General features: G+C 64.0%; 23 protein-coding genes. 7 read left to right on the top strand and 16 right to left on the bottom strand.

Features of this window, described 5'->3' with window-relative positions; genetic code table 11:
* Nucleotides 1-254 precede the first annotated feature (254 nt).
* From DK391_RS13965 to DK391_RS13955, 3 genes are read left to right on the top strand one after another with little or no spacing between them, the layout of a single operon-like run.
* On the top strand, nt 255-971 hold the full coding sequence (locus DK391_RS13965; RefSeq protein WP_109478559.1) for a TetR/AcrR family transcriptional regulator: 717 nt from the start codon (nt 255-257) through the stop codon (nt 969-971).
* A gap of 2 nt (nt 972-973) precedes the next feature.
* Nucleotides 974-1,558, top strand: a complete 585-nt coding sequence (locus DK391_RS13960) for a TIGR00730 family Rossman fold protein (RefSeq protein WP_109478558.1) — start codon at nt 974-976, stop codon at nt 1,556-1,558.
* A gap of 41 nt (nt 1,559-1,599) precedes the next feature.
* Nucleotides 1,600-2,346: an SDR family oxidoreductase gene (locus DK391_RS13955; RefSeq protein WP_109478557.1), complete on the top strand. Its 747-nt coding sequence runs from the start codon at nt 1,600-1,602 to the stop codon at nt 2,344-2,346.
* A gap of 32 nt (nt 2,347-2,378) precedes the next feature.
* On the opposite strand, the gene DK391_RS13950 is transcribed toward DK391_RS13955, so the two are convergent.
* From DK391_RS13950 to DK391_RS13870, 16 genes are all read right to left on the bottom strand, one after another.
* Entirely contained in the window at nt 2,379-3,014 is a 636-nt protein-coding gene (locus DK391_RS13950) for a DUF924 family protein (RefSeq protein WP_109478556.1), read from the bottom strand.
* Nucleotides 3,011-3,742, bottom strand: a complete 732-nt coding sequence (locus tag DK391_RS13945; RefSeq protein ID WP_109478555.1) for an alanyl-tRNA editing protein — start codon at nt 3,740-3,742, stop codon at nt 3,011-3,013. Before DK391_RS13945 ends, DK391_RS13950 begins: the two co-directional genes overlap by 4 nt.
* Nucleotides 3,743-3,888: 146 nt before the next feature.
* On the bottom strand, nt 3,889-4,299 hold the full coding sequence (locus DK391_RS13940) for a group II truncated hemoglobin (protein WP_109478554.1): 411 nt from the start codon (nt 4,297-4,299) through the stop codon (nt 3,889-3,891).
* A gap of 36 nt (nt 4,300-4,335) precedes the next feature.
* Entirely contained in the window at nt 4,336-6,825 is a 2,490-nt protein-coding gene (locus DK391_RS13935) for an FtsX-like permease family protein (RefSeq protein WP_109478566.1), read from the bottom strand.
* 116 nt (nt 6,826-6,941) lie between these two features.
* Nucleotides 6,942-7,553: a DUF4126 domain-containing protein gene (locus DK391_RS13930; RefSeq protein ID WP_109478565.1), complete on the bottom strand. Its 612-nt coding sequence runs from the start codon at nt 7,551-7,553 to the stop codon at nt 6,942-6,944.
* A gap of 264 nt (nt 7,554-7,817) precedes the next feature.
* Nucleotides 7,818-8,138, bottom strand: coding sequence for a quaternary ammonium compound efflux SMR transporter SugE (gene sugE, locus DK391_RS13925; RefSeq protein ID WP_109478553.1), 321 nt, complete (start codon nt 8,136-8,138; stop codon nt 7,818-7,820).
* A 150-nt stretch (nt 8,139-8,288) separates the two neighbouring features.
* Entirely contained in the window at nt 8,289-8,987 is a 699-nt protein-coding gene (kdpE, locus tag DK391_RS13920; protein WP_109478552.1) for a two-component system response regulator KdpE, read from the bottom strand.
* Nucleotides 8,984-11,851 (bottom strand): DUF4118 domain-containing protein, encoded by a 2,868-nt coding sequence (locus tag DK391_RS13915; RefSeq protein ID WP_109478551.1) that lies wholly within the window; start codon nt 11,849-11,851, stop codon nt 8,984-8,986. Before DK391_RS13915 ends, kdpE begins: the two co-directional genes overlap by 4 nt.
* A gap of 838 nt (nt 11,852-12,689) precedes the next feature.
* Nucleotides 12,690-13,271 (bottom strand): potassium-transporting ATPase subunit KdpC, encoded by a 582-nt coding sequence (gene kdpC / locus DK391_RS13905; protein WP_109478549.1) that lies wholly within the window; start codon nt 13,269-13,271, stop codon nt 12,690-12,692.
* Between the two features lie 19 nt (nt 13,272-13,290).
* Nucleotides 13,291-15,375 (bottom strand): potassium-transporting ATPase subunit KdpB, encoded by a 2,085-nt coding sequence (gene kdpB, locus DK391_RS13900; RefSeq protein ID WP_109478548.1) that lies wholly within the window; start codon nt 15,373-15,375, stop codon nt 13,291-13,293.
* 43 nt (nt 15,376-15,418) lie between these two features.
* Complete coding sequence (gene kdpA, locus DK391_RS13895; protein ID WP_109478547.1) at nt 15,419-17,224, bottom strand: potassium-transporting ATPase subunit KdpA; 1,806 nt, start codon at nt 17,222-17,224, stop codon at nt 15,419-15,421.
* Nucleotides 17,221-17,313, bottom strand: coding sequence for a K(+)-transporting ATPase subunit F (gene kdpF / locus DK391_RS13890; protein WP_007583461.1), 93 nt, complete (start codon nt 17,311-17,313; stop codon nt 17,221-17,223). Before kdpF ends, kdpA begins: the two co-directional genes overlap by 4 nt.
* Nucleotides 17,310-17,423: a hypothetical protein gene (locus DK391_RS13885; protein ID WP_007583456.1), complete on the bottom strand. Its 114-nt coding sequence runs from the start codon at nt 17,421-17,423 to the stop codon at nt 17,310-17,312. Before DK391_RS13885 ends, kdpF begins: the two co-directional genes overlap by 4 nt.
* A gap of 165 nt (nt 17,424-17,588) precedes the next feature.
* Nucleotides 17,589-18,563, bottom strand: coding sequence for a quinone oxidoreductase (locus DK391_RS13880; RefSeq protein ID WP_109478546.1), 975 nt, complete (start codon nt 18,561-18,563; stop codon nt 17,589-17,591).
* 48 nt (nt 18,564-18,611) lie between these two features.
* Nucleotides 18,612-19,001 (bottom strand): methylglyoxal synthase, encoded by a 390-nt coding sequence (locus DK391_RS13875; protein ID WP_109478545.1) that lies wholly within the window; start codon nt 18,999-19,001, stop codon nt 18,612-18,614.
* Nucleotides 19,002-19,061: 60 nt separating this feature from the next.
* On the bottom strand, nt 19,062-19,841 hold the full coding sequence (locus tag DK391_RS13870; protein WP_109478544.1) for an SDR family oxidoreductase: 780 nt from the start codon (nt 19,839-19,841) through the stop codon (nt 19,062-19,064).
* A gap of 273 nt (nt 19,842-20,114) precedes the next feature.
* On the opposite strand from DK391_RS13870, the gene upp reads away from it, so the two are divergent.
* The 4 genes from upp (at nt 20,115) to hemF (ending at nt 24,677) form a co-directional block, all read left to right on the top strand.
* Nucleotides 20,115-20,765, top strand: coding sequence for a uracil phosphoribosyltransferase (upp, locus tag DK391_RS13865; protein ID WP_109478543.1), 651 nt, complete (start codon nt 20,115-20,117; stop codon nt 20,763-20,765).
* A 286-nt stretch (nt 20,766-21,051) separates the two neighbouring features.
* Nucleotides 21,052-21,780 (top strand): YebC/PmpR family DNA-binding transcriptional regulator, encoded by a 729-nt coding sequence (locus DK391_RS13860; protein WP_109478542.1) that lies wholly within the window; start codon nt 21,052-21,054, stop codon nt 21,778-21,780.
* Nucleotides 21,781-22,078: 298 nt separating this feature from the next.
* Nucleotides 22,079-23,356, top strand: a complete 1,278-nt coding sequence (purD, locus tag DK391_RS13855; protein ID WP_109478541.1) for a phosphoribosylamine--glycine ligase — start codon at nt 22,079-22,081, stop codon at nt 23,354-23,356.
* Between the two features lie 388 nt (nt 23,357-23,744).
* Nucleotides 23,745-24,677: an oxygen-dependent coproporphyrinogen oxidase gene (gene hemF / locus DK391_RS13850; RefSeq protein ID WP_109478540.1), complete on the top strand. Its 933-nt coding sequence runs from the start codon at nt 23,745-23,747 to the stop codon at nt 24,675-24,677.
* The last annotated feature ends 9 nt before the right edge of the window (nt 24,678-24,686 follow it).

Here is a 24,686-nt window from a genome sequence, read left to right as displayed (position 1 = left end):
AATGCCAGGACTTTTGCAGAGATTCCCTTACTTTCTTTGCGGCGGCAAAGAAAGTAAGTGCCGCCCCGCACAGGGGCAACGCATGAAGCACAAACACCAAATCGCGGACGCCAGCAAAAGCAAAAGCAAAAGCAAATCCAAACCCGCGCCAGCGCAAACCCCAAACCCCTCAGAACGGTCGGTTTATAATCGCCCGATAGCGTCAAAAAAACCCCAAAACACCGGGCATCGCAGCAAGCCCGCCAAGGACGGACATGGAACCCAAACCTCCCCGCCGCACGCGCGAACGGATTCTCGAACTCTCGTTGAAGCTGTTCAACGAAATCGGCGAGCCGAACGTTACGACGACGACGATCGCCGAGGAAATGGAGATCAGTCCAGGCAACCTGTACTACCACTTCCTCAACAAAGACGACATCATCAACAGCATCTTCAGCCAGTTCGAGCAGGAGATCGAAAAGCGTCTGCGTTTCCCGGACGACCATCGCGCCACCATCGACGAAATGTGGTCGTATCTGCAGTACATGGTCGATTTCACATGGCGCTATCGCTTCCTGTATCGCGACCTGAACGATCTTCTCGCGCGTAACCGCACACTCGAAACGCACTTCAAGCAGATCATCAGCCACAAGGTGCGCTTCGCCAGCCAGTTCTGCGAGCAACTCGTCGCCGACGGCGAAATGGTCGCCACGCCCGACGAAATCCGCGTGATCGCCACCAACATCGGCGTGATCGCAACGTACTGGCTGTCGTATCAGTTCGTCATGAATCCGCCCAAATATAACGAGCAGGAAGCCATTCAGGCCGAACTGCAGCAGGTCAGCGTGCAGATCGTGTCGCTGATGGCGCCGTATCTGCGTGGCCGCTCGCGCGACCTGTTCGACGATCTGATCTCGGGCAAGCATCCCCGGCGCGAGTTCTACGACTATCTTCCGCCGCGCGAAGCGCGTAACGATTCGAAGGACAGTTGACGATGAAGGCAGTCTGCGTCTATTGCGGCTCCTCCAACGGAGCCAAACCGCTGTATCGCGATGCCGCCAAGGCATTCGGCCGCGCACTCGTCGCGGCCAACCTGTCGCTCGTCTATGGCGGCGGCAAAGTCGGCCTGATGGGCGTGATCGCCGATGAAGTGATGGCGGCAGGCGGCCGCGCGATCGGCGTGATCCCCGAACTGCTGGTCAACAAGGAAGTCGGCCACAACGGTCTGTCGGAACTGCACGTGGTGCCCGACATGCATCATCGCAAGAAGATGATGGCCGATCTGTCCGACGCGTTCGTCGCGATGCCGGGCGGCGCAGGCACGCTCGAAGAACTGTTCGAAGTCTATACATGGGCGCAACTCGGCTATCACCAGAAAGCGGTGGCCGTGCTGAACATCGACGGCTTCTACGATCCGCTGATCTCGATGCTCGAACATACGGTGCAGGAAGGCTTCATGCGCCAGACGTATTTCGACATCCTGCAGATCGACAGCGATCCCGCTGCGTTGATCCAGAAACTGCAGCGCTATCAGCCACCCGTCGCGGACAAGTGGGCCGAGAAGCGCGACCGCGTGTAACCGGCAGCGAGCGCGTACCTGCTTCATAGCGAGAGGCTAGCATGACGAAAGTGGTTCTGATCACGGGCGCGAGCCGCGGCATCGGCCGCGCGACGGCGCGCATGCTCGGCGCGCACGGCTGGTCGGTCGGCGTGAACTATGCAAGCAACGAAGCCGCCGCGAAAGAGACGGCCGCCGAAGTCGGGCGCGCAGGCGGCCATGCACGCGTGATCGCCGGCGATGTTGCCGACGAAGCGCAGGTCGTCGCGATGTTCGATACGGTGGAGCAAGCCTTCGGCCGCATCGACGCGCTCGTCAACAACGCAGGCATCGTCGCACCTTCCATGCCGCTCGCCGACATGGATGCAGCACGCCTGAAGCGCATGTTCGACGTCAACGTGTACGGCGCGTACCTGTGCGCGCGCGAGGCGGCGCGGCGCATGTCGAAAGATCGCGGCGGACGCGGCGGCGCCATCGTGAATGTCTCGTCGGCGGCATCGCGACTTGGCTCGCCGAACGAGTATGTCGATTACGCCGGATCGAAAGGCGCGGTCGATACGATGACGATCGGTCTCGCCAAGGAACTCGGGCCGCAAGGTATCCGCGTGAATGCGGTGCGCCCCGGTCTGATCGACACCGATATTCACGCGAGTGGCGGGCGCCCCGACCGCGCCGCGGTGCTCGGCGCGCAAACGCCGCTTGGCCGCCCTGGCACGGCCGATGAAGTCGCTGAGGCGATCGTATGGCTGCTCAGCGATGCATCGTCTTACGTGAACGGCGCGTTGCTCGACGTAAGCGCGGGCCGCTAGTTTCTACCTCCATTTCGCGACTGCGCGCAGCCTCAAAACGACGATCCCGGCTCGCGCAGGAACGCAATCTCTTCATCGCTCGATGCGCGTCCGAGCAACGCATTACGATGCGGAAAGCGCCCGAAGCGCTCGACGATCTGCGCATGCCGCACGGCCGACCGCGCATAGGACGGGTCTAAACCTTCTCCTTCGAGCAGCGTGTAAAGACGGATGCCTTCGCGTTGCCCTTCTATCGTCTCGTCGTGCTCGAACGGAACGTAGGCGAACGCGCGATGATAGACAGTCGGCAGCACGACGTCGCTGCCCTCTTCGATTATGCGTCGCGTGATACTCAAAGCCTGCGCATCGCCGTCGTACATGCGCGCCGTGTGACGGCGGCAATTGCGCATGAACTGGTCGAGCACGATCACCAGCGCGAGCGAGCCGAGCGGCGTCGCGAGCCATCCGTCGAGTTCATGCGCGAGTGCTGCGTCGATCACGGGACCGAAACGTTCGCGCAGCGTCGCATCGAACGCGTTGTTGCGCCTGAACCAGCGCTTCTGGTCCTTGCCGTATTCATCGGAATCCGGCGTGCCGAACCAGACGTCGAGCACGTCGCGCGCACGTGGATCGAGTGCCACATAATCTGCATCGGATGAATACGCTGCCGCGTCGAAGCCCGTGGTCATGCGAACTCCAGCACCAGCCGCCGCGTGCGCGCACTCTTCTTCTCCAGCTTCGCCACGCGCAACGCCCCGATCTCCTCCGTGTTGCGCACGTGCGTACCGCCGCACGGCTGCAGATCGACGCCTTCGATGCGCAACAGCCGCACGCGCCCGAGACCCATCGGCGGCTTCACGCTCATCGTGCGCACGAGTTCAGGACGTGCCGCCATTTCGTCATCGGTGATCCATTGCGTTGCCACGGCGTGTGCGCCGCCCACCAGTTCAGCGAGCCGCGCTTCGACATGCTCGCGTTCGATCGGCTCGACGGTCGCGAAGTCGAGACGCGCGTAGTCGGACGTGATGCTGCAGCCATCGACGGCATACGGCAGCACCGCGCACATCAGATGGCTCGCCGTGTGCAGGCGCATGTGGCGGTAGCGGCGTGTCCAGTCGATCTGCGCCGCGACCGTCTGGCCAACGGCGAGTTGCGCAAGCAAGGCTTCCTGGCCGGGCGCGGGAACGTGGACGGCATCGTCGGGGGTTGCGCCTTCGAACTTCGCCTTGCGGGTGTCGGCGATCTCGATACGCGTGCCGTCGGGCAGCGTCAGCGCGCCTGCATCGCCCGCCTGGCCGCCGCCGAGCGGATAGAACACGGTCTGGTCGAGATGGATGCCCTGCTCGTCGATAGCGGTGATGGCCGCGTCGCAGTGGGTCAGATAGGCGTCGTCGCGGAACAGCGCGCGCGTGGTCATGGGGCGTCTCCTTGTGCTTTCGTCGTGCCAGCGGAGATTATGCCGATGCGCGCTCCGCCCGCCGCGTTCAGTTCAGCCTGCGTCCGACCGAACTGTACCGGGCGCTTCGGCACGACGCTTTTACGCCGTGCAACACTCAAGCCCGTTCAGCCTGGATGATTCCGCATCCAGTCGGCTGTATCGAAGAACGAATGCAGCAGGCGCTCGCGCAACGGTTCGGGCAGACCGACGTCTTCCATCGCCCACGCCATGCAGCGCAGCCACTGGTCGCGCTCTACCGATGCAATCTGGAACGGCAAATGCCGCGCGCGCAGACGCGGATGGCCAAAGCGGCTGATGTAATGATCGGGGCCGCCGCGCCAGCCGCACAGGAACCAGAAAAATTTGTCGCGCGAGCCTTCCAGCGTGGGCGGATGCAGCTTGCGGATGCCGGCGAAATCGGCTTCGAGGTCCATCAGGTCGTAGAAACGGTCGACGAGTTCGCGCACGCGCGCTTCGCCACCTACGAGTTCGAAGGCCGTCGGTTTCGTCGGCGCTTCGTCAATCTGATCAGTCATACGGTCACTACACAATCAAAAGAAGTTCGGAGCGGCTCAGGCGTCGCGCAGCGATTGCAGCGCGGGCCGCATCAGCACATGGCGCAGGCTGAGCCAGCCGCCGACAGCCGAGCACACGACACCCGCCGCAATGCCCGCGGGCAGGATCCACGGGTTGAAGGTGATCGAAAAGTCGAACACGCGCGACGCAAGAATGAAGCCGATCACCTGCGAGCCGATCGCCGCCATCAGGCCCGACAGCGCGCCGACCACGACGAATTCGGCCACCTGCACCGCGCGCACCTGCGCGTGCGACGCGCCGAGTGCGCGCAGCAGCGCGGATTCTCGCATACGCTCGTCGCGCGTGCCCGCGAGCGCGGCATACAGCACGAGCACGCCCGCGATCAGCGTGAAGGCGAACAGGAACTGCACGGCGCCGATCACCTGACCAATCACGCGTTGCACCTGCGCGAGAATCGGTGCCGTATCGATCGCGGTGAGATTCGGATACTGACCGATCAGCCCGTCGATCACGTTGCGCTGTTGCGGCGGCACATGAAAGCTCGTAATGAAAGTAGCCGGAAAATCCGTGAGCGCGGCGGGCGGCATCACGACGAAGAAGTTGACCTTGAACGAACCCCAGTCGAGCTTTCGGATACTCGTGACGGGCGCGTCGATCTGCAGGCCGGTAACGTCGAAGCGCATCGTGTCGCCGACCTTCACCTTCAGGATCTTCGCCAGTCCCTGCTCGATCGAGATCTGCGGCTTCGTCGCGTTGCCGTACCACTCGCCCGAGACGATGCGGTTGTCATCCGGCAACTGCGTCGTGTACGACAGGTTGAACTCGCGAGCCACCAGACGCCGCGCGTCCTCGCTCTTGAAGTCGTCGGGATTGACGGGCTTGCTGTTGATCGCGATCAGCCGGCCGCGCACCATCGGCTCGAGATCGACGCCGGGAAAACCATGCGCGCCGAGATATTGCGTGACGGCGTCGCGCTGGTCGGGCTGGATGTCGATGAGGAATTCGTTCGGTGCGTCGGGCGGCGTCGAGCGCTGCCAGCCTTCGATCAGATCGTTGCGCGTCATTGCAATCAGCAGCAGGCACATCAGACCGATGGCGAGCGCAGTGATCTGCAGCGCGCTCGAATTGGCGCGCCGCTCCAGCGACGCCAGCGCGTAACGCCAGCCAATGCCAATCGCAAAGCGCTCGTTGCGCACGATGCGCGCCGCGCCCCACAGCGCGAGCCGCGCGAGCAGCGCGAACAGCAGCAGCCCGCCCGCAAAACCACCCGCGACGATGCCGCCAATCTTCAGTTCGCCCGCCGCGAGAATCAGCAATCCGGCAAACAGCACGATGCCGAGCGCGTACGCGGCCCACGCGGTGCGGCCTTCTTCGCCCCATTCGCGGCGCAGCACGCGCACGGGCGGCACGCGCGTCAACGGCAACAGCGGCGGCAGCGCGAAACCGACCAGCAGCACGAGGCCAGCGGCAATACCTTCGAGCGCAGGCCACACCGTCGGATACGGCAGCGATACGTCGATCAGGCTGCCGAGCCACCAGAACAGCGCGAGATGCCCGCCGAAACCGAGCACGACGCCCGCCAGCCCGCCCAACAGACCAAGGCCCACGAACTCGAACACGAATAGCGCGCGCAAGGTCCGCTGGCTGACGCCGAGACAGCGCATCGCCGCGCAACTGTCGAGATGTCGCCGCATGTAGCGGTGCGCCGCCATCGCAATCGCGACTGCGGCGAGCAGTGCCGTCAGCAGCGACACCAGCGTGAGAAAGTGGCTCGCGCGATCGAGCGTCTGGCGCACCTGCGGCTGGCCGTCCTGCAGCGATTCGAGCGCATAGCCGCGCATCTTGCCGTTGTCGACGCGCTCATGCGCCCAGGTCGCGAACTGCGCCACTGGCGTGTCGGCGCCCGCCACCAGCAAACGGTACGTGACGCGGCTGCCGTAGCCCGTCAGGCCCGTCGACGCCAGATCGTCGGCGCGCATCATCAGACGCGGCGAGAAGTTCACGAACGCAAAGCCACGGTCCAACTCGCGCGTGATCAACGCGCCGATCGTGAACTCGCGCCCGCCCACTTTCACCTTGTCGCCGATATGCGCTTTCAGCGCATCGAGCATCTGCTGGTCGACCCACACCTCGCCGGGCGGCGGGATGCCGCGCACCTCGCGGTCAGGCGTGCCCTCCGCGAGCGTGATCCTCAGTTCGCCGCGCAACGGATAACCCGCCGACACCGCCTTCACCGCCGCGAGCCGTGAAATGGGCGTAGCCGCCGTCGAGTTGACCCTGCTCGGGAAGATCGCCGTCGTCGCTGTGTCGAGACCGAGCGCTTTGGCCTTGTCGGTGAATTGCGCATCGACGGGATGATCGGCTCGGACGATGAAATCGGCGGCGATCATGCGCCGCGCATCGCGCTCGAGACCCTGATGCAGACGGTCGGCCAGAAAGCCAACGCTCGACAGCGCGGCGACGGCCAGCACCAGCGCGAGCAGCAGCATCGGCAGTTCGCCCGCGCGCCAGTCGCGCGCCGTCATGCGCAGCGACTGATGCAGCAGATGACCCAGCGACAGCTTGTGCGCCGGCTCGCGCCGCTTAGGAGGTTGGGATGGAAGCTCGGGAGGAGCCTCGGTGGTGACGCGTTCGGCTTCGCTCAATCGTGACGGCTCCGCGCGAAGCGCGACACCATATGCGTCGCCATACCGCGAAAACCGCCCTGCACGCCGCGCCACAGGCGCGGCAGCACCCAGCTAGCGAGCACGAGAAAGCCGACCAGCAGCACCAGAAACAGCACGGGAACGAACAGCGCGAGCAGCAGGCCGCCGAACACGAGTCCATCTTCAGTCGTCGATGTCACGACGTTCGACACCGGTTCCGGCGACAGATTGATCAGCGCGCGCGTGCCCGCCTTCGTCAGATGCGATGCGCCTGCGAGCGTGCCGCCTGCCAGCGCCGCGATCGTCATCAACGCCGGATCGGCATGGCCGAGCGCGCCAACGGCCAGCACGGCGCCCGCCGGAATACGGATGAACGTGTGCACGGCGTCCCACAGCGAATCGAATGCGGGGATCTTATCGGCGAAAAATTCGGCGAGTGTCAGAATGGCCGCCGCGCCGATGACCCACGGCGACTGCAGCACGGACAGCGTGTCGGGAAGATGAATGAAGCCGGCGCGCCCGAAGACGCCCGCGATCAACACGGTCAGATAAAGACGCAGGCCGCTGCCCCAGGACAGGCCCGCCGCCAGCGAAAGAGGTTCAAGCATGGCCGCCTCCGAGGCATGCATCGCATGCCGTCAGTTCCGGCGACTGCGCCATGGAACGGTGGGAAGCGCCAGAGGCTCCGCCCGCCGAAGCCGCCGGACCCGCGCGTCAAGGCCGCGCGGAGCAATTTCAGGGTGATTTCCGTCTCATTATAGCCACGTCAATTAATCGTCCGCATGGCTGAACGGTGGTTTGTGGCCTGTTTGCCGCAATTTCCAGACGAATGGCGGGCCGTCACGTGTTGATGGACGGGGCGTGATGGGATGTCAGTGGCCGGAAGACAGCTTCAATCCGATCAGCCCGATCACGATCAGCACCGCACTGCCGACGCGCGCTGCCGTGACCGCCTCACCCATCATCACGATGCCGAAAATAAATGCGCCCACCGCGCCAATGCCTGTCCACACGGCGTACGCGGTGCCGAGCGGCAACTGGCGCATGGCCATCGCGAGCAGCACGAAGCTGCCGAGCGCCGTCACGATGGTGAAGACGGAGGGCCAGAAACGCGTGAAACCTTCAGAGGTCTTGAGACCCGCCGCCCATGCAACTTCGAGCAGACCGGCGATAAAGAGAAGAATCCAGGACATGAGACGAACTCCCAATGTGAATGGGGCCGTCCCCGTTGATAGCGGATGCAGCAAGGCCGTCCTTGCCGTACACAATTATATCAAAATGTAAGGTTTATCGCCGACCGCTCATACCCGATCCGATATAACGCGACCCTATGTCGCGCCGTCTCAGGCCACGCCGACCAGCCGGTAGCCGACGCCCGTCTCCGTGACGATATGCTCGGGCTGCGCGGGATCGCGCTCCAGCTTCTGCCGCAAATGCGCCATGTAGATGCGCAGATAGTGGTGACTTTCCACATGGGACGGTCCCCAGACGTCGCGCAGAAGTTGCCGGTGCGTGAGCACCCGGCCTGCATGACGCACGAGTGTCGCGAGCAACCGGTATTCGAGCGGCGTCAGATGCACCGCTGCGCCGTCGCGCGATACCTGGCGCAACGCCAGATCAACGGTGACGCCGCCGAAATGCACCTGCGGCGTCTCGTTCGCGCCGCCCTGGTTGCGCCGGCGCAGATGCGCACGCATCCGCGCGAGCAGTTCCGACACGCCGAAGGGCTTGGTCAGATAGTCGTCGGCGCCGGCATCGAGCGCGGCCACCTTCTCGCTTTCCTGCGTGCGCGCCGACAGCACGATTACGGGCAACTCGCTCCAGCCGCGCAGTTCGCGGATCACGTCGAGACCGTCGGTGTCGGGCAAGCCGAGATCGACGATCACGAGATCGGGTTTGCGTGTCGCGGCTTCGATCAGCCCCTGCTTGCCCGTCGGAGCGTCGTACACGACCATGCCCTCGCCTTCCAGCGATGCCCGCACGAAGCGGCGAATCTGTTGTTCGTCTTCGATCAGTACAACGGTGATGCTCAGGTCGCTCATGAATGGGTATTCGGATGCGTGTCGGCTTGTTGTGGATGATCGGGATCGGCTTGCGGCGCCTGCGATTCGCTGTCGAGCTCGCTCGCCGCTTCGTCTTCGAGTGCGTCGGGCACGGGCGGCGGCGGGTCGATGGGCAGCGTGAACCAGAAACGCGCGCCTTCGATATGGCCATCGCGGGCGACCCGATTGGCCGCGCCGATTTTACCGCCATGCGCCTCGGCGATCGCGCGACAGATCGCCAGACCAAGACCGATGCCGGGCTTGGCCGACTCTTTCTCGCCGCGCGTGAATTTCTCGAAGATGCGCGTTTCCATGCCGGGCGGCAGTCCCGGTCCCGTATCGTCGGCGGTGACGCGCACGAACGGCTGGCCGTTCTCTTCGATCTGTTGCGCGCCGATCGTCAGCGGCGTATCGGGCGGCACATACTTGGCGGCGTTTTCGAACAGATTGGCGAAGAGCCGCTCCATCAGCACGGCGTCGAGCTGCAGCAGCGGGAGATCGGCGGGCAGCGACACCTGCACGGGATGCCGCGCGAGCGTGCGCCTGCAGTCGCGCAGCGCCGAGCCGACCGTCTCTTCGAGCAGCGACCACTGACGGTTCAGCTTCAGGCTGCCCGCCTGCAGACGCGCCATGTCGAGCAGATTCGTGACGATGCCCGTCATGCGCAGCGCTTCTTCGTGGATCGCATCGACGAGTTCGCCTTGCGCGGCGTGACGCGGATCGCGCTCCTGCGCGGCAAGCATCGACGAAAACCCGACGATGGCCGTGAGCGGCGTGCGCAGATCGTGCGAAATCGCCGAGAGCAGCGAGTTGCGCAGCCGCTCCGACTCCATGCTGACGAGTGCATCGCGCGCAATATCGACGTAGTGCACACGTTCGAGCGCGAGCGCGATCTGCGCGGCGAACGCGTCGAGCATGCGTTGCTGCTCAGGCACGTCGAGCTCGCGCGTGTCCTGCATCGCGACGGCCAGCACGCCGCGCGTGCGCATCGGCGCGCGCAGCGGCAGGTACAGCGCCTTCGCGGCGGGCAGCGTATCGGTGCCGCGCCCGGCGGGTTTTTGCTGGTCGTAGACCCACTGACCGACATCGACATCGAGCGAGGTGGCATCGATCATGATGTGTTCATCGGGATCGTCGATTTTCTGCTTCACCTGATCGGCGCTATCGGGCAGCAGCACGGCGACGCGCGCGCGGAACACCTCGCTCACATGCCGGCTGCCGATGCCGACGATCTGCTCCGTGGTCAGCGCCGCCGCCAGTTCGCGCGCCATCGCGTACATCGCGCCCGTGCGCTGCTCGCGGCGGCGCGCGACGCTCGCTTCGCGGCGCAGGCTCGACGTCAGATGACCGATCACGAGCGAGGGCAGCAGCATGCCGAAGAAGGTCAGCAGATATTGCGTGTCGCTCACGGACAGCGACATGCGCGGCGGCACGAAGAAAAAGTCGAAGGCCGCGACGGACAGGAACGACAGCATCACGCCCGGCCCGCGCCCGAGCTTCACCGCCGTGAAGATGACGCCGCGCAGATACAGCATGACGAGATTCGTCAGGTCGATGCGGTCGATCAGCTGGCTCGCGATCAGCGTCACGCATGTGCAGATCAGGAACGCCCACCCGTAGTTGCGCGGCGGTGAGCGCCGGTCGCGCGCGGCGATGAATGCATCGCGCCAGGCGCGGCCTTCTTCGTCGGCGCGGCGCTCGCGCGTCGTGCCTGTCGATCCCGTTTCGTCACTGCTTGCGCGGATCAGTGTGAGATCGAGATCGCTGGCGCGTTCCGCGAGCCGCTCGCCAAACGGACGGCGCAGCCAGCGCGCCAAGCCCGTCGCCGACGAGCCGCCTGCCACCAGCTTCGACACGTTGCGCACGCGCGCGTAGCCGATCAGTGTCGATACGGCATCGCCGCCAGCGAGCGTGGCGGTTTCCGCGCCGAGTTCGGCGGCGAGCTTGAGGGCATCGAGCGTGCGTTCGCGGCGTTGATCGGAGAGCCGTTGCAGCCTGGGCGTTTCCACATAGACGGCGATCCAGTCCGCTTTCAGGCTCGCCGCGAGCCGCGCTGCGGCGCGCACCAGCAGCGGCGCTTCGGCGCCCGGACCGATGCACACGAGCAAGCGTTCGCGCGCCTGCCAGATACGTTGAATCGAACGGTCGGCGCGGTACTCACGCATTTGCGCGTCGACGCGGTCGGCCGTGCGACGCAACGCCAGTTCACGCAGCGCGATCAGATTGCCTTTGCGGAAGAAGTTGCGGACGGCGCGCTCGGCCTGTTGCGGCATGTAGACCTTGCCGTCGCGCATGCGGTCGAGCAGTTCTTCGGCGGGGAGATCGACGAGCGTGACTTCGTCGGCGCGGTCGAACACGCGGTCGGGGACGGTTTCCCACACGCGGATGCCCGTGATCTGGCCGACTACGTCGTTGAGGCTTTCGAGGTGCTGGACGTTGACTGTGGTGTAGACGTCGATGCCGGCATCGAGGAGTTCGTAGACGTCCTGCCAGCGTTTGGCGTGACGGGCGCCTTGCACGTTCGAGTGCGCTAATTCGTCGACGAGGATCAGTTGGGGTTTGCGTTCGAGCGCGGCGTCGAGGTTGAATTCGGCTAGCAGGCGGGTGCGGTATTCGATTCGCGCAAGCGGCAGTGTTTCGAGGCCTTCTAACAGCGCCGCTGTTTCGCTTCTTCCATGTGTTTCGGCGATCCCTACGATTACGTCGATGCCCTCTTCTTTTCTTCGATGTGCCGCCTGGAGCATTGCATAAGTCTTGCCGACGCCGGCCGATGCGCCGAAGAATACCTTCAGCTTGCCCAGGTGGCGTTTTTCTTCTTCGCGCTGGAGTTTGTCTAGAAGCTCGTCGGGGTCGGGGCGGGACATAACGGTTTTGGTTTTGTGGTCTTGCACGTGGTATTGCACTTTCGTGCGGCTATGGTGACATGGTTTTTTTGTTTTTGTTTTTGTCTGCGACGGTGGGGTGGGTTTGTGTTTGGGGTCGCTGGCGTCCGCGGTTTGGTTCTGTCGCTGGCGTCCGCGAGTTGGTGTTTGTGCTTCATGCGTTGCCCCTGTGCGGGGCGGCACCTACTTTTCTTTGCCGCCGCAAAGAAAAGTAGGCAAAAGAAAGCGGGCTAACACCGCCAACTCTTCTTCCTGCCTGCGGGCCCCCAACCGGTCCTACACCTCGCACGGCAACGTGCTCGCTCACGTTCGTTGCCAACGTTCTAAAGCACGCATCCCCCGCTTCACGCGCCCGCGTCGCAGCACGCGCGACCAAATTGCCCACGTTCTCCAGGTGGCAAACGGTGTGTAGGTTGGCGCGCCGTACACGCTCCACTCCGGACTGAAAAGCAAAGGCGGTGTCTCTTGTAGGATCGCCGACGCGTACGGCGCGCCAACCTACACACCGTTTGCCACCTGGGCGGCCGTAACGAATCGCTGCCGTTCGCGGCGCTACGGGTGATTGAAGCGGGTGATGCGTTCTTTAGAGCGTTGGCAACGGGCAGCGACTAGTGCGTTGCCGTGTACAGGACGGGGCCGTTGGGGGCCCGCAGGCAATAACAAGAGCTTGCGGTGTTAGCCCGCTTTCTTTGCTTACTTTCTTTGCGGCGGCAAAGAAAGTAAGTGCCGCCCCGCACAGGGGCAACGCCTGCAGACCAATAACAAATCGCGGACGCCAGCGAAAACCAAACCAAACCAGCGTCGCAGACATCACCCCCCCTTACCCCCTCTGCGCGTCATCCAACGCAACATTCAACTCAAGCACATTAACGCGAGCCTCCCCAAACAAACCAAACTGCCGCCCCCGCGTATAGCGATCAACGAGAGCAGCCACATCATTCACATTCATCTTCCGCGCAGCGGCCACCCGCTCAATCTGAAAAGCCGCCGCCGCAGGCGAAATCTCCGGATCAAGCCCACTACCAGAAGAAGTCACGAGATCAACAGGAACAGCAACGCCGACAGGCATATGCCCAGCCGCCTTCAGAGCATCCAGCCGCCCCTTAACCTCATCAGCGAGAGCAGGATTCACAGGCCCGATATTCGACCCACTCGAACCCTGCGCGTTGTACGGCATCGGCGTCGTCGCCGACAAGCGTCCCCAGAAATACTGCGGCGCGTCGAACTGCTGGCCAGTCAGCCGCGCGCCCACCACCTTGCCGTGACTCACGATCAGACTGCCATCGGCCTGGTCATGAAACACAGCCTGACCAAACGCCGTCACCACGGCAGGATACGCAAGCCCCGTCACAACAGTCAGCGCAGCAAAAATCACCACCATCGGGCGAAAAAGCGATTTCATGATTCAGATTCCTTTTTAATCAGGCCCAGCCGCAAGCAGTCAGCACCATGTCGATCAGCTTGATGAACGGGAACGGCAGCAAAATCCCACCCAGTCCGTAAATCAGCAGATTTCGACGCAACAGCGAGGCAGCACCAAGCGGTCGATACGTCACGCCCTTCAGCGCAAGCGGAATCAACGCCACGATGATCAGCGCATTGAAAATCACCGCCGACATGATCGCCGACGAAGGCGAACTCAGATGCATCACATCGAGCACGCGCAACTGCGGATACGTCGTCGCAAACGCGGCCGGGATGATCGCGAAGTACTTGGCGACGTCGTTGGCAATCGAGAACGTAGTCAGCGAGCCGCGCGTCATCAGCATCTGCTTGCCGATCTCCACGATCTCGATCAGCTTGGGCGGATTCGAATCGAGATCGACCATGTTGCCCGCTTCCTTCGCCGCCTGCGTGCCCGTGTTCATCGCCACTGCAACGTCGGCTTGCGCGAGTGCGGGTGCATCGTTGGTGCCGTCGCCCGTCATCGCGACCAGACGCCCTTCTGCCTGATGCGCGCGGAGCGTCGCGAGCTTCGTTTCCGGCGTGGCTTCCGCGAGGAAATCGTCGACGCCCGCTTCGGCTGCAATCGCCGCTGCCGTCAGACGGTTGTCGCCCGTCACCATCACGGTCTTGATGCCCATCTTGCGCAGTTCGGCAAAACGCTCCTTGATGCCGCCCTTCACCACGTCCTTCAGTTCGATCACGCCGAGCACGCGCGCGATGCCCGCGCCCTTCTCCGCCACCACCAGCGGCGTGCTGCCGCGTCGCGCGACTTCCGCGACTGCCGTCGTCATCTCGGATGGGAAATGGCCGCCGTGTGCTTCGACGTAGTGCTTCACGGCATCGGCGGCGCCCTTGCGGATTTCTCGATCCGGCAGATCGACACCGCTCATGCGCGTCTGCGCACTGAACGCCAGAAACACAGGATGCAGCGTCGCCATGTCGCGCTGACGGATGTTGAAGCGCTGCTTCGCCAGCACGACGATGCTGCGGCCTTCCGGCGTTTCGTCCGACAGCGACGACAGTTGCGCAGCGTCCGCCAGCGGTTCTTCCGCAATGCCCGCAACCGGAATGAACGCCGACGCCTGGCGATTGCCCAGCGTGATCGTGCCTGTCTTGTCGAGCAGCAGCACATCGACGTCGCCCGCTGCTTCGACGGCGCGGCCCGAGGTAGCGATCACGTTTGCCTGCATCATGCGGCTCATGCCTGCCACGCCGATCGCGGACAGCAAGCCGCCGATGGTCGTCGGAATCAGGCACACGAGCAGCGCGACGAGCGCGGTGATCGTGACGACATGGCCCGCTTTTGCAGCCTCAACCGAGAACATCGAGAACGGCAGCAGCGTCGCTGTCGCGAGCAGCAGTACGATAGTCAACGCGACGAGCAGAATCGTCAGCGCGATTTCGTTCGGCGTCTTCGCGCGCTTCGCGCCTTCGACCATCGCGATCATGCGATCGAGAAACGCTTCGCCGGGGTTCGCCGTCACCTTCACGACGATCCAGTCCGACAGCACGCGCGTGCCGCCCGTCACCGATGAAAAATCGCCGCCCGACTCGCGGATCACCGGCGCGGACTCGCCTGTAATCGCCGATTCATCGACGGAGGCCACGCCTTCGATCACTTCACCGTCGGCAGGAATCACGTCGCCGGTTTCGACCAGCACGACGTCGCCGCGACGCAGGTCGGACGCCGTCATGACGCGGATCGGCGACTTCGGCTGCGGCTCGTTGAGCTTCTTCGCGATCACATCTTTCTTCGCGCTGCGCAGCGACGCCGCCTGCGCTTTCGAGCGCCCTTCCGCGAGCGCTTCGGCGAAGTTGGCGAACAGCACCGTGAACCACAGCCACAGCGACACCGCGAGAATGAAGCCCGCGGGCGCCTCGGCCTGGCCCAGCAAGGCGGCGATCCACAGGATCGTCGTCAGGATGCTGCCCACATAGACGCAGAACATCACCGGGTTGCGGAACTGCGTGTGCGGCTTGAGTTTCTTGAACGAGTCCACGATCGCCGGGCGCAGCAGCGCTGGATCGAACATGGACCGGGTAGCGGAATGGTCAGTCATTTCTTCCTCTAATTGCTTCGCCGTTTCTATATCGCGTGGCGTATCAATGGCCCGCGATCATCATCAGATGTTCGACGCCGGGACCGAGCGCGAGCGCAGGCACATACGTCAGCGCGCCGACCAGCAGCACCGTGCCGAGCAGCAGCACGACGAACAGCGGGCCATGCGTCGGCAGCGTGCCGCCCGTCACCGCGATGCGCTTCTTCGCAGCGAGCGAACCGGCAATCGCGAGCACCGGGACAATCGTGCCGAAGCGGCCGAACCACATCGCAATCGCCGTCAGCCAGTTGTAGAACGGCGTGCTCACCGTGAGGCCCGCGAACGCGCTGCCGTTGTTGTTCGCCGCCGAACTGAACGCGTAGAGAATTTCCGAGAAGCCATGCGCACCTGGATTCGCGATACCCGCCTTGCCTGCATCGGTGAGCACGGCAATCGACGTCGCGACCAGCACCAGCAGCGGCGTGAGCAGCACGACGATCGACACCATCTTCATCTCGTACGCTTCGATCTTCTTGCCGACGTATTCGGGCGTGCGGCCGATCATCAGCCCCGCGACGAACACCGCTAGCATCGCGAACACCAGCATCCCGTAGAGACCCGAACCCACGCCGCCGAAGATCACTTCGCCGAGTTGCATCAGCAGCATCGGCACCAGACCGCCGAGCGGCGTCAACGAGTCATGTGTGTTGGCGACGGCGCCGCCCGACGCCGCCGTCGTCGCGACCGTGAAGCTGCCCGACTGCGCGATGCCGAAGCGCGTTTCCTTGCCGTCCATGTTGCCGCCCGCCTGCAGCGCACTCGCCGACTGATCGACATGCAGCGACGTGAAGAGCGGATTGCCGCTTTGCTCGGCGCTGATTTCGCCCGCGACGCACACGGCGAACGCAATCGTCATCACTGCGAGCACGGCAACGCCTTGCCGGCGGTCACCGATCATGCGGCCGAACACCAGACACAGCGCAGCAGGAATGATCAGGATCGAGAAGATCTGCACGAAGTTCGAGAACGGTGTCGGGTTCTCGAAGGGATGCGCGGAGTTGCCGTTGAAGAAGCCGCCGCCGTTGGTGCCGAGCATCTTGATCGCTTCCTGCGAGGCGACGGGGCCCATTGCGATGGTCTGCGTCTTCACGGGCGTATCGACCATCACGGGGGGGCCCTTCGCGTCCTTCACGGGGTTGCCCTGCGCATCCGTCTTCGGCGCGGAATACGTGGTGGTCTGCAGCGTCGGCACGTCTTCGTACGACTTGAAGTTCTGGATCACGCCCTGGCTCATGAACACGGCCGCGATGATCATCGACCTCGGCCGCAGCACGTAAAGCGTCACGCGCGTGATGTCGACCCAGAAGTTGCCGATGGTCTGCGCCGTGTGGCGCGCGAAGCCACGCACCAGCGCGATCACGACCACGATGCCCGTCGCCGCCGACAGGAAGTTCTGCACCGTCAGGCCGAGCATCTGCGTCAGATAGCTGACGGCCTGCTCGCCCGAATAGTCTTGCCAGTTCGTGTTGGTGACGAAGCTGATGGCCGTGTTGAAAGCGCCGTCGACGGTCATCGCGCTGAACTGCTGCGGATTGGCAGGCAACCAGCCTTGCACGCGCAGCAGTACGTACAGGAACGCGACGCCCAGCAGGTTGAACGCGAGCGTGGCGATCGCGTAGTGCTTCCAGCCCATCTCCTGCGACGCATCGACGCCCGCGAGACGGTAAAGCAGACGCTCGATGGGCGCGCCGAGTTTGACCACGCGCGAACTGCCGTCCATCACACGCGACAGGTAGCGCGAGACGGGCACGGCAGCCGCAAGCAGTACGACGATGAAGAGCGCCGGCTGCAGGACATTGTTGAAGTTCATTCAATGTCCTCCGCGCGCAGCAGCGCATAGACGAGATAGGCGAACAGCAGCGCGGTCGCTGCGCCCGATAGCCAGAGGATCCAGTTCACGAGCGCGCTCCCTGACCACGGCCGTAGCGCGTCAACTTCTCGCATCCGGCGATCAACCCAAAGGTCAGCGCAGCAAAAAGCGCGATGCCCCCGACGTACAGCACATCCATTTCATGTTCTCCATTTGTTGGACGATGGATGTGTGGAACGTTATGCCGATCGGCGTAAAGGGCTGGTCAAAGATGGATCGGTGCGTATAAAAAACGTGTAAACGGAAAAGGCCGCTTCACGTCGTGCGTGAAGCGGCCTTCGTTTGTGTGCGGCGAGGCTGCGCGTTACGGCAGCAACACCGTCGACCCCGTGGTCCTGCGCGCTTCGAGATCCGCGTGCGCCTTGCCCACATCGGCGAGTGCATAGCGCTGGTTGATGCTCGTCTTCACCTTGCCCGATGTGACCACGTCGAACAGTTCAGCCGCCATTGCATCGTAGTCGCTGCGCTTGCCGATATACGTAAACAACGTGGGCCGCGTAAAGAACAGCGCACCGCGTCCGGCGAACTCCGACGAATCGATCGGCGGCAGCGGGCCCGATGCATTGCCGAAGCTCACGCACCTCCCGAGCGGCGCCAGACAGTCGAGCGAAGCCGTAAACGTATCCTTGCCGATCGAGTCGTACACCACGGGCACGCCCGCGCCATTCGTGATCTCGCGCACGCGCTTGGTGAAGTTCTCGCGCGTGTAGACGATGGGATGATCGCAACCGTGCGCTTTCGCGATTTCCGCTTTCTCATCGGAGCCGACCGTGCCGATCACCGTCGCGCCGAGCGCCTTCGCCCATTGGCACACGAGCAACCCCACGCCGCCCGCCGCCGCCTGGATCAGGATCGTGTCGCCCGGCTTCACGGGATACGTACGGCGCAGCAGATACTGCGCCGTCAGGCCTTGCAGCATGATCGACGCCGCTTCCTCATAGCCGATCGCATCGGGCAGCTTCACCACCTGCGCGGCGGGCAGCACGCGCTCCTGCGCATACGCGCCCGGCGGCCGCGCAACATAGGCGATGCGGTCGCCCGTCTTCAGGTCCGTCACGCCCGGGCCGACTGCGATCACCTCGCCGGCGGCTTCCATGCCGAGACCGCCCGGCAGCGGCAGCGGATACAGCCCCGTGCGGAAATACACGTCGATATAGTTCAGCCCGACCGCATGCTGCCTGATGCGGATTTCGCCGTTGCCCGGCTCGCCTACCTCGACATCGACCCACTTCATCACTTCCGGGCCGCCTGTCTTGTCGAATCGAATTGCCTTGGTCATATCATCTCCAGATTCGTTCGTTGCCTGTTCACGCGCATGGCGTGAGAGTCAGATCTGATGCTTCAGACGCAGCGTCAACACGTCGAGAATCATCCTCGCGGTCGAGATGTTGGTCGCGCACGGCACGTTGTGCACGTCGCATGCGCGCACCAGCGCGTTGATATCCGGCTCGTGCGGCTGCGGCGTCATCGGGTCGCGCAGAAAGATCACCATGTCGACGCGGCCTTCAGCCAGTTGCGAGCCGATCTGCAGATCGCCGCCGTGCGGGCCGGACAGCATCCGCTCGACGCTCAGCCCGTGGGCCTCGGCGATGCGCGAACCCGTCGTGCCCGTCGCGATCAGCTCGCAACGGGCGAGCGTATCGACGTACTCGCCTGCCAGCCTGACGATGTCGTCTTTCTTGTGGTCGTGCGCGATCAGCGCGACGCGTGTTGCCATGTGTCTGCTCCTCTTGTGTTGTCGTTATCGTGTTTGCGGCGGAGCGCGCGTGCCTTGGCCTCAATACGTGCCAGGATACGCGCCGCCGTCGATCAGCCAGTTCTGGCCCGTGATATAGCCCGCATGCACGCTGCACAGGAACGCGCAGGCGCGGCCGAATTCGTCGGGCGTGCCGAAGCGGCGCGCGGGAATCGTCGACATACGCTCCTTGCGCGCTTCGTCGACGGAAATGTTCTGCGATTTCGCCGAGGCCTCAAACGTCACCGCGATGCGGTCGGTGTCGAACAGGCCCGGCAGCAGGTTGTTGATCGTCACGCCATTGGGCGCGACCTTGCGCGCGACGCCCGCGACGAAACCCGTCAGCCCCGAACGCGCGCCATTCGACAGGCCGAGCACGTCGATCGGCGCCTTCACCGACGAACTGGTGATGTTCACGATCCGCCCAAAATCGCGCGAAATCATGCCGTCGATGGTCGCGCGGATCAGTTCGATCGGCGTGAGCATGTTGGCTTCGAGCGCGCGGATCCAGTCGTCGTGGGTGAAGTTGCGGAAATCGCCCGGCGGCGGGCCGCCCGCGTTGTTGACGAGAATGTCCGGCTGCGGGCAGGCAGCGAGCGCCGCGGCACGGCCTTCGGGCGTGGTGATGTCGCAGGCGACGGCCTTCACATCGACGCCCGTTTTCGAGCGGATCGCGGCCGCCGTCGCTTCGAGCGTTTCCGCCGTGCGCGCGACGATCGTCAGGTTCACGCCTTCTGCCGCGAGCGCCTCGGCGCAGCCGCGCCCCAGTCCCTTGCTTGCCGCGCACACCAGCGCGGTTTTTCCTGCGATGCCCAGATCCATGTGTATTTTTCCTGTTGTGGTGCGCGCACTACGCGGGCCGAGGCTGCGCGTGGCGCCCGGGTGGTCGGTCAACTGTCCCCTGATTCTAGAAGAATCGACGGTCTGCTGCCGGAGCGTACTGAAATACCTTTCATCACGCACCCGTCTCTTTATCGCGCCCTTCCGGTAAACTCGCAGCCATGACGCCACCGCTTGCCGCCGCCCGACGCGGGCCGCGCGAGCGACGCGCCAACCTACATCAGCCAGCCTAACTTCGCCGCGAGGCGCCCCGTTATGACTCAGGACAGCCGTTTTCCCAATCTATTCATCCTCGATCACCCGCTGATCCAGCACAAGCTGTCGCACATGCGCGACCGCGACACGTCCACGCGGACGTTCCGCGAGTTGCTGCGCGAGATCACGCTGCTGATGGGTTATGAAATCACCCGCAATCTGCCGATGACGACCCGCCGCGTCAGCACGCCGCTCGTCGATATCGACGCGCCTGTGATCGCCGGCAAGAAGCTGGCGATCGTGCCCGTGCTGCGCGCGGGTGTCGGCATGTCGGATGGCTTGATGGAACTGATTCCGTCGGCGCGGGTGGGGCATATCGGCGTGTATCGCGACGAGGATCACCGGCCGGTCGAGTACCTCGTGCGCCTGCCGGATCTCGAAGCCCGGATCTTTATCCTGTGTGATCCGATGGTCGCGACCGGCTATTCCGCCGTGCATGCGATCGACGTTCTGAAGCGCCGCGGTGTGGCGGGCGAGAATATTTCATTTCTGGCGCTAGTGGCCGCGCCCGAAGGCGTGCAGGTGTTTCAGGATGCGCACCCGGATGTGAAGCTGTTCGTCGCTTCGCTGGATTCGCATCTGGATGAGCATGCTTACATTATTCCTGGGCTCGGAGACGCCGGGGACCGCCTGTTTGGGACCAAAAACTGATCGTTTCTTGCACATCTGGCAGCGCCCACACCTCTGTGGGCACCTGCCTCCATGATAAAATCGCCGTCTGCCCACCGATCGGGCAGTGCACCCATCAGCGGCGGCGCTTGAGCCGCTCCCCCCGCTTCCGTCGGCCTCACGACGCTGGCGCGGCGTCACCCCAGACGCGCAACAGGGTGCGACCAGACTGACATCAGGGCGCGAGCGCACACACCGCGCCGCCCGACAAACGCAACGACATTTGCACACTGCGCGCACAACACAGGCGCGCGCGACGGAGAAAGGTATGGCGGGTCATTCGAAATGGGCCAACATCAAGCATAAGAAAGCAGCGGCCGATGCCAAGAAGGGCAAGGTCTGGACGCGGCTCATCAAGGAAATCCAGGTCGCGGCCCGCATGGGCGGCGGCGACATCGACTCGAACCCGCGCCTGCGGCTCGCCGTCGACAAGGCCTACGACGCCAACATGCCGAAGGACAACATCAACCGCGCAATCCAGCGCGGTGTCGGCGGTGTCGATGGCGCGAACTACGAAGAAATCCGCTACGAAGGCTATGGCATCGGCGGCGCGGCCGTGATCGTCGACACGATGACGGACAACCGCACCCGCACCGTTGCGGAAGTGCGTCACGCATTCTCGAAGTTCGGCGGCAACATGGGCACGGACGGCTCGGTGTCGTTCATGTTCGATCACGTCGGCCAGTTCCTGTTCGCGCCCGGCACGCCGGAAGACAAGCTGATGGAAGCCGCCCTCGAAGCAGGCGCCGACGACGTCGTCCCGAACGAAGACGGCAGCATCGAAGTGGTCTGCCCGCCGAACGACTTCCCGAAGGTCAAGACCGCGCTCGAAGCCGCCGGCTTCAAGGCGGAACTCGCCGAAGTGACGATGAAGCCGCAAACGGAAGTCGAGTTCACGGGCGACGACGCCGTCAAGATGCAAAAGCTGCTCGACGCGCTGGAAAATCTGGACGACGTGCAAGAGGTCTACACGAACGCGGCCATTGCCGACGAATGATGCATCCATGAGGCCGCAAGTGAGCGCGCCGCCGCGGTCAGGTTCCCCTTTGCGGGTTTCCTTCGACACCGCGGCCGTCGCAGCGCTGCTTGCCCCGCTTCATCTTGCACTCGCCGCGCTGGCGTTCCGACGTGAGTGCGCGCCTATCGTCTGTCGGACATTTCGCTGCATTTCCGGCCACATCGCCTCGCTCTGTGGCCTACGGCACACGCAACGCAGGCGCGTTGTGCAAAGTTGGACATTCACGGCTCGCGCCGCTGCGCGGGCCGTTCACGGTTTTTAGCATTCGGGGAATCACATGAAGTTACTCGTCGTCGGTTCCGGCGGTCGCGAACATGCGCTCGCGTGGAAGCTCGCGCAATCGGAGCGCGTGCAGCTCGTCTATGTCGCACCCGGCAACGGCGGCACGGCGCAGGACGACCGCCTGCGCAACATCGACATCACCGACCTGAACGCGCTCGCCGACTTCGTCGAGAAAGAGCAGATCGCGTTCACGCTGGTCGGCCCCGAGCAACCGCTCGCAGCGGGCATCGTCAACGTGTTCCGCGCGCGTGGCCTGAAGATTTTCGGGCCATCGAGGGAAGCGGCGCAGCTCGAAAGCTCGAAGGATTTCGCCAAGGCGTTCATGAAGCGCCACGCCATTCCGACGGCTGAATACGAGACTTTCGCCGACGTCGCCGCCGCACACGCGTACATCGACGCCAAGGGCGCGCCCATCGTCATCAAGGCTGACGGCCTGGCGGCCGGCAAGGGCGTGGTCGTCGCGCAGACGCTGGATGAAGCACACCACGCTGTCGACATGATGCTGTCCGACAACAAGCTCGGCGATGCCGGCGCGCGTGTCGTGATCGAAGAATTCCTCGCCGGCGAAGAAGCCAGCTTCATCGTGATGGTGGACGGCAAGAACGTGCTCGCGCTGGCCTCGAGCCAGGACCACAAGCGCCTGCTGGACGGCGATCAGGGCCCGAACACGGGCGGCATGGGCGCCTACTCGCCCGCGCCGATCGTCACGCCGCAACTGCACGCGCGCGTGATGCGCGACATCATCCTGCCGACGGTGCGCGGCATGGAGAAGGAAGGCATCCGCTTCACGGGCTTCCTGTACGCGGGCCTGATGATCGACGCGCAAGGCAACCCGAAGACGCTCGAATTCAACTGCCGGATGGGCGACCCGGAAACGCAGCCGATCATGGCGCGTCTGAAGGGTGACTTTTCGAAGGTCGTCGAACACGCTATCGCCGGAACGCTGGATACGGTGGAACTGGAGTGGGACCGCCGCACGGCGCTTGGCGTGGTGCTGGCTGCGCACAACTATCCGGAAGCACCGCGCAAGGGCGATTTCATCAGCGGCATCCCCGTCGAAACGGCCGATGCCGTCACTTTCCACGCAGGCACCACGCTCGCGGACGGCAAGCTGACCACGTCGGGCGGACGCGTGCTGTGCGTGGTCGGGCTGGCGGATTCGGTGCGCAGCGCGCAGTCGGTTGCGTATGAGGCGATCAACCACATTTCGTTCGATGGCATGCAGTATCGCCGGGACATCGGTTATCGCGCAGTCAACCGGAAGCACGGCTAGGCTCGCCGCTTTTTGCGAGCGAGCGCTTTTCGGCGCGGCGCGCGGACGTGTGTCCGAAGCCGCGCCTGAAACCAGGGCCGACGTTAAGAAGTGACAGGCTGAAGGTCCGAAGCAACTGCCCTGCCGAACGAGAGGGCTCAACGGCCTGCCCCAACAGCCAAACGCAGCGGTCCGGCCCTTCGGGGCCGGTTGCCCGAGCCGGCGCTACACTTGGGACTGTCGCCAGAGTCTGGCGGCGATGGGCGACGAAATACGCCCGGCGGCTGACAGGTGGCGGCATTCTCTGGTTACGCACCGCCGCCCACCCTGCGGGCCCTGTATCACGCCTGATCTGTCCCATTGAGATTCGACCGCGCCAGTGCTTTTTCCCTGCCGCGCCCCACACACCATGACCGATTTGATTCACGACGCTCACGACACCCAGACGGTCCGCAACTGGATGCAAGGCCTGCAGACGCGCATCGCCGATGCGCTCGGCGCGTGCGACGGCACGCCGCTCGCCACCGATAGCTGGCAGCGCGCGCCCGGCGAAAAGCTGCGCGGCGGCGGCTGCACGCGCATTCTGGAAGATGGCCGGTTTTTCGAGCGCGCGGGCATCGGTTTCTCGGATGTGCAAGGCGACGCGCTGCCCGGCTCCGCGAGCGCGCTACGCCCGCAGCTGGCAGGTCGCGGATTCGAGGCGATGGGCGTGTCGCTGGTGCTGCACCCGCGTAACCCGTATTGCCCGACTGTTCATATGAACGTGCGGCTGCTGGTCGCGACGAAGGAAGGCGAAGCGCCGGTGTTCTGGTTCGGCGGCGGCATGGATCTGACGCCCTACTCCGGCTTCGAGGAAGACGCGCAGCATTTTCACCGCGTCTGCCGCGACGCGCTGCAACCGTACGGCGACGATCTGTACCCGCGCTTCAAGCGCTGGTGCGACGACTATTTTTTCCTGAAGCATCGCAACGAGCCGCGCGGCATCGGCGGGATTTTCTTCGACGATTTCGCGGAGCCGGGCTTCGACCAGTCGTTCGCGATGGTCAAAAGTGTCGGCGATGCGTTCCTGAACGCCTATCTGCCCATCATCGAGAAGCGCCGCGACATGCCGTACGGCGACGCTCAACGCGACTTCCAGGCATATCGGCGCGGCCGCTATGTGGAATTCAACCTGGTGTTCGACCGTGGCACACTGTTCGGGCTGCAAAGTGGCGGTCGCACGGAATCGATCCTGATGTCGATGCCGCCCGTGGTGAACTGGCGCTATAACTGGCAGCCCGAGCCGGGCACGCCGGAAGCGCGCCTGTACAGCGAGTTTCTCGTGCAGCGCGAGTGGGTTTGACGCGCTCCG

It is taken from the genome of Paraburkholderia sp. C35 (genome assembly GCF_003121405.1).
Classification (GTDB): domain Bacteria; phylum Pseudomonadota; class Gammaproteobacteria; order Burkholderiales; family Burkholderiaceae; genus Paraburkholderia.
This window is presented reverse-complemented; position numbering and strand designations above follow the sequence as displayed.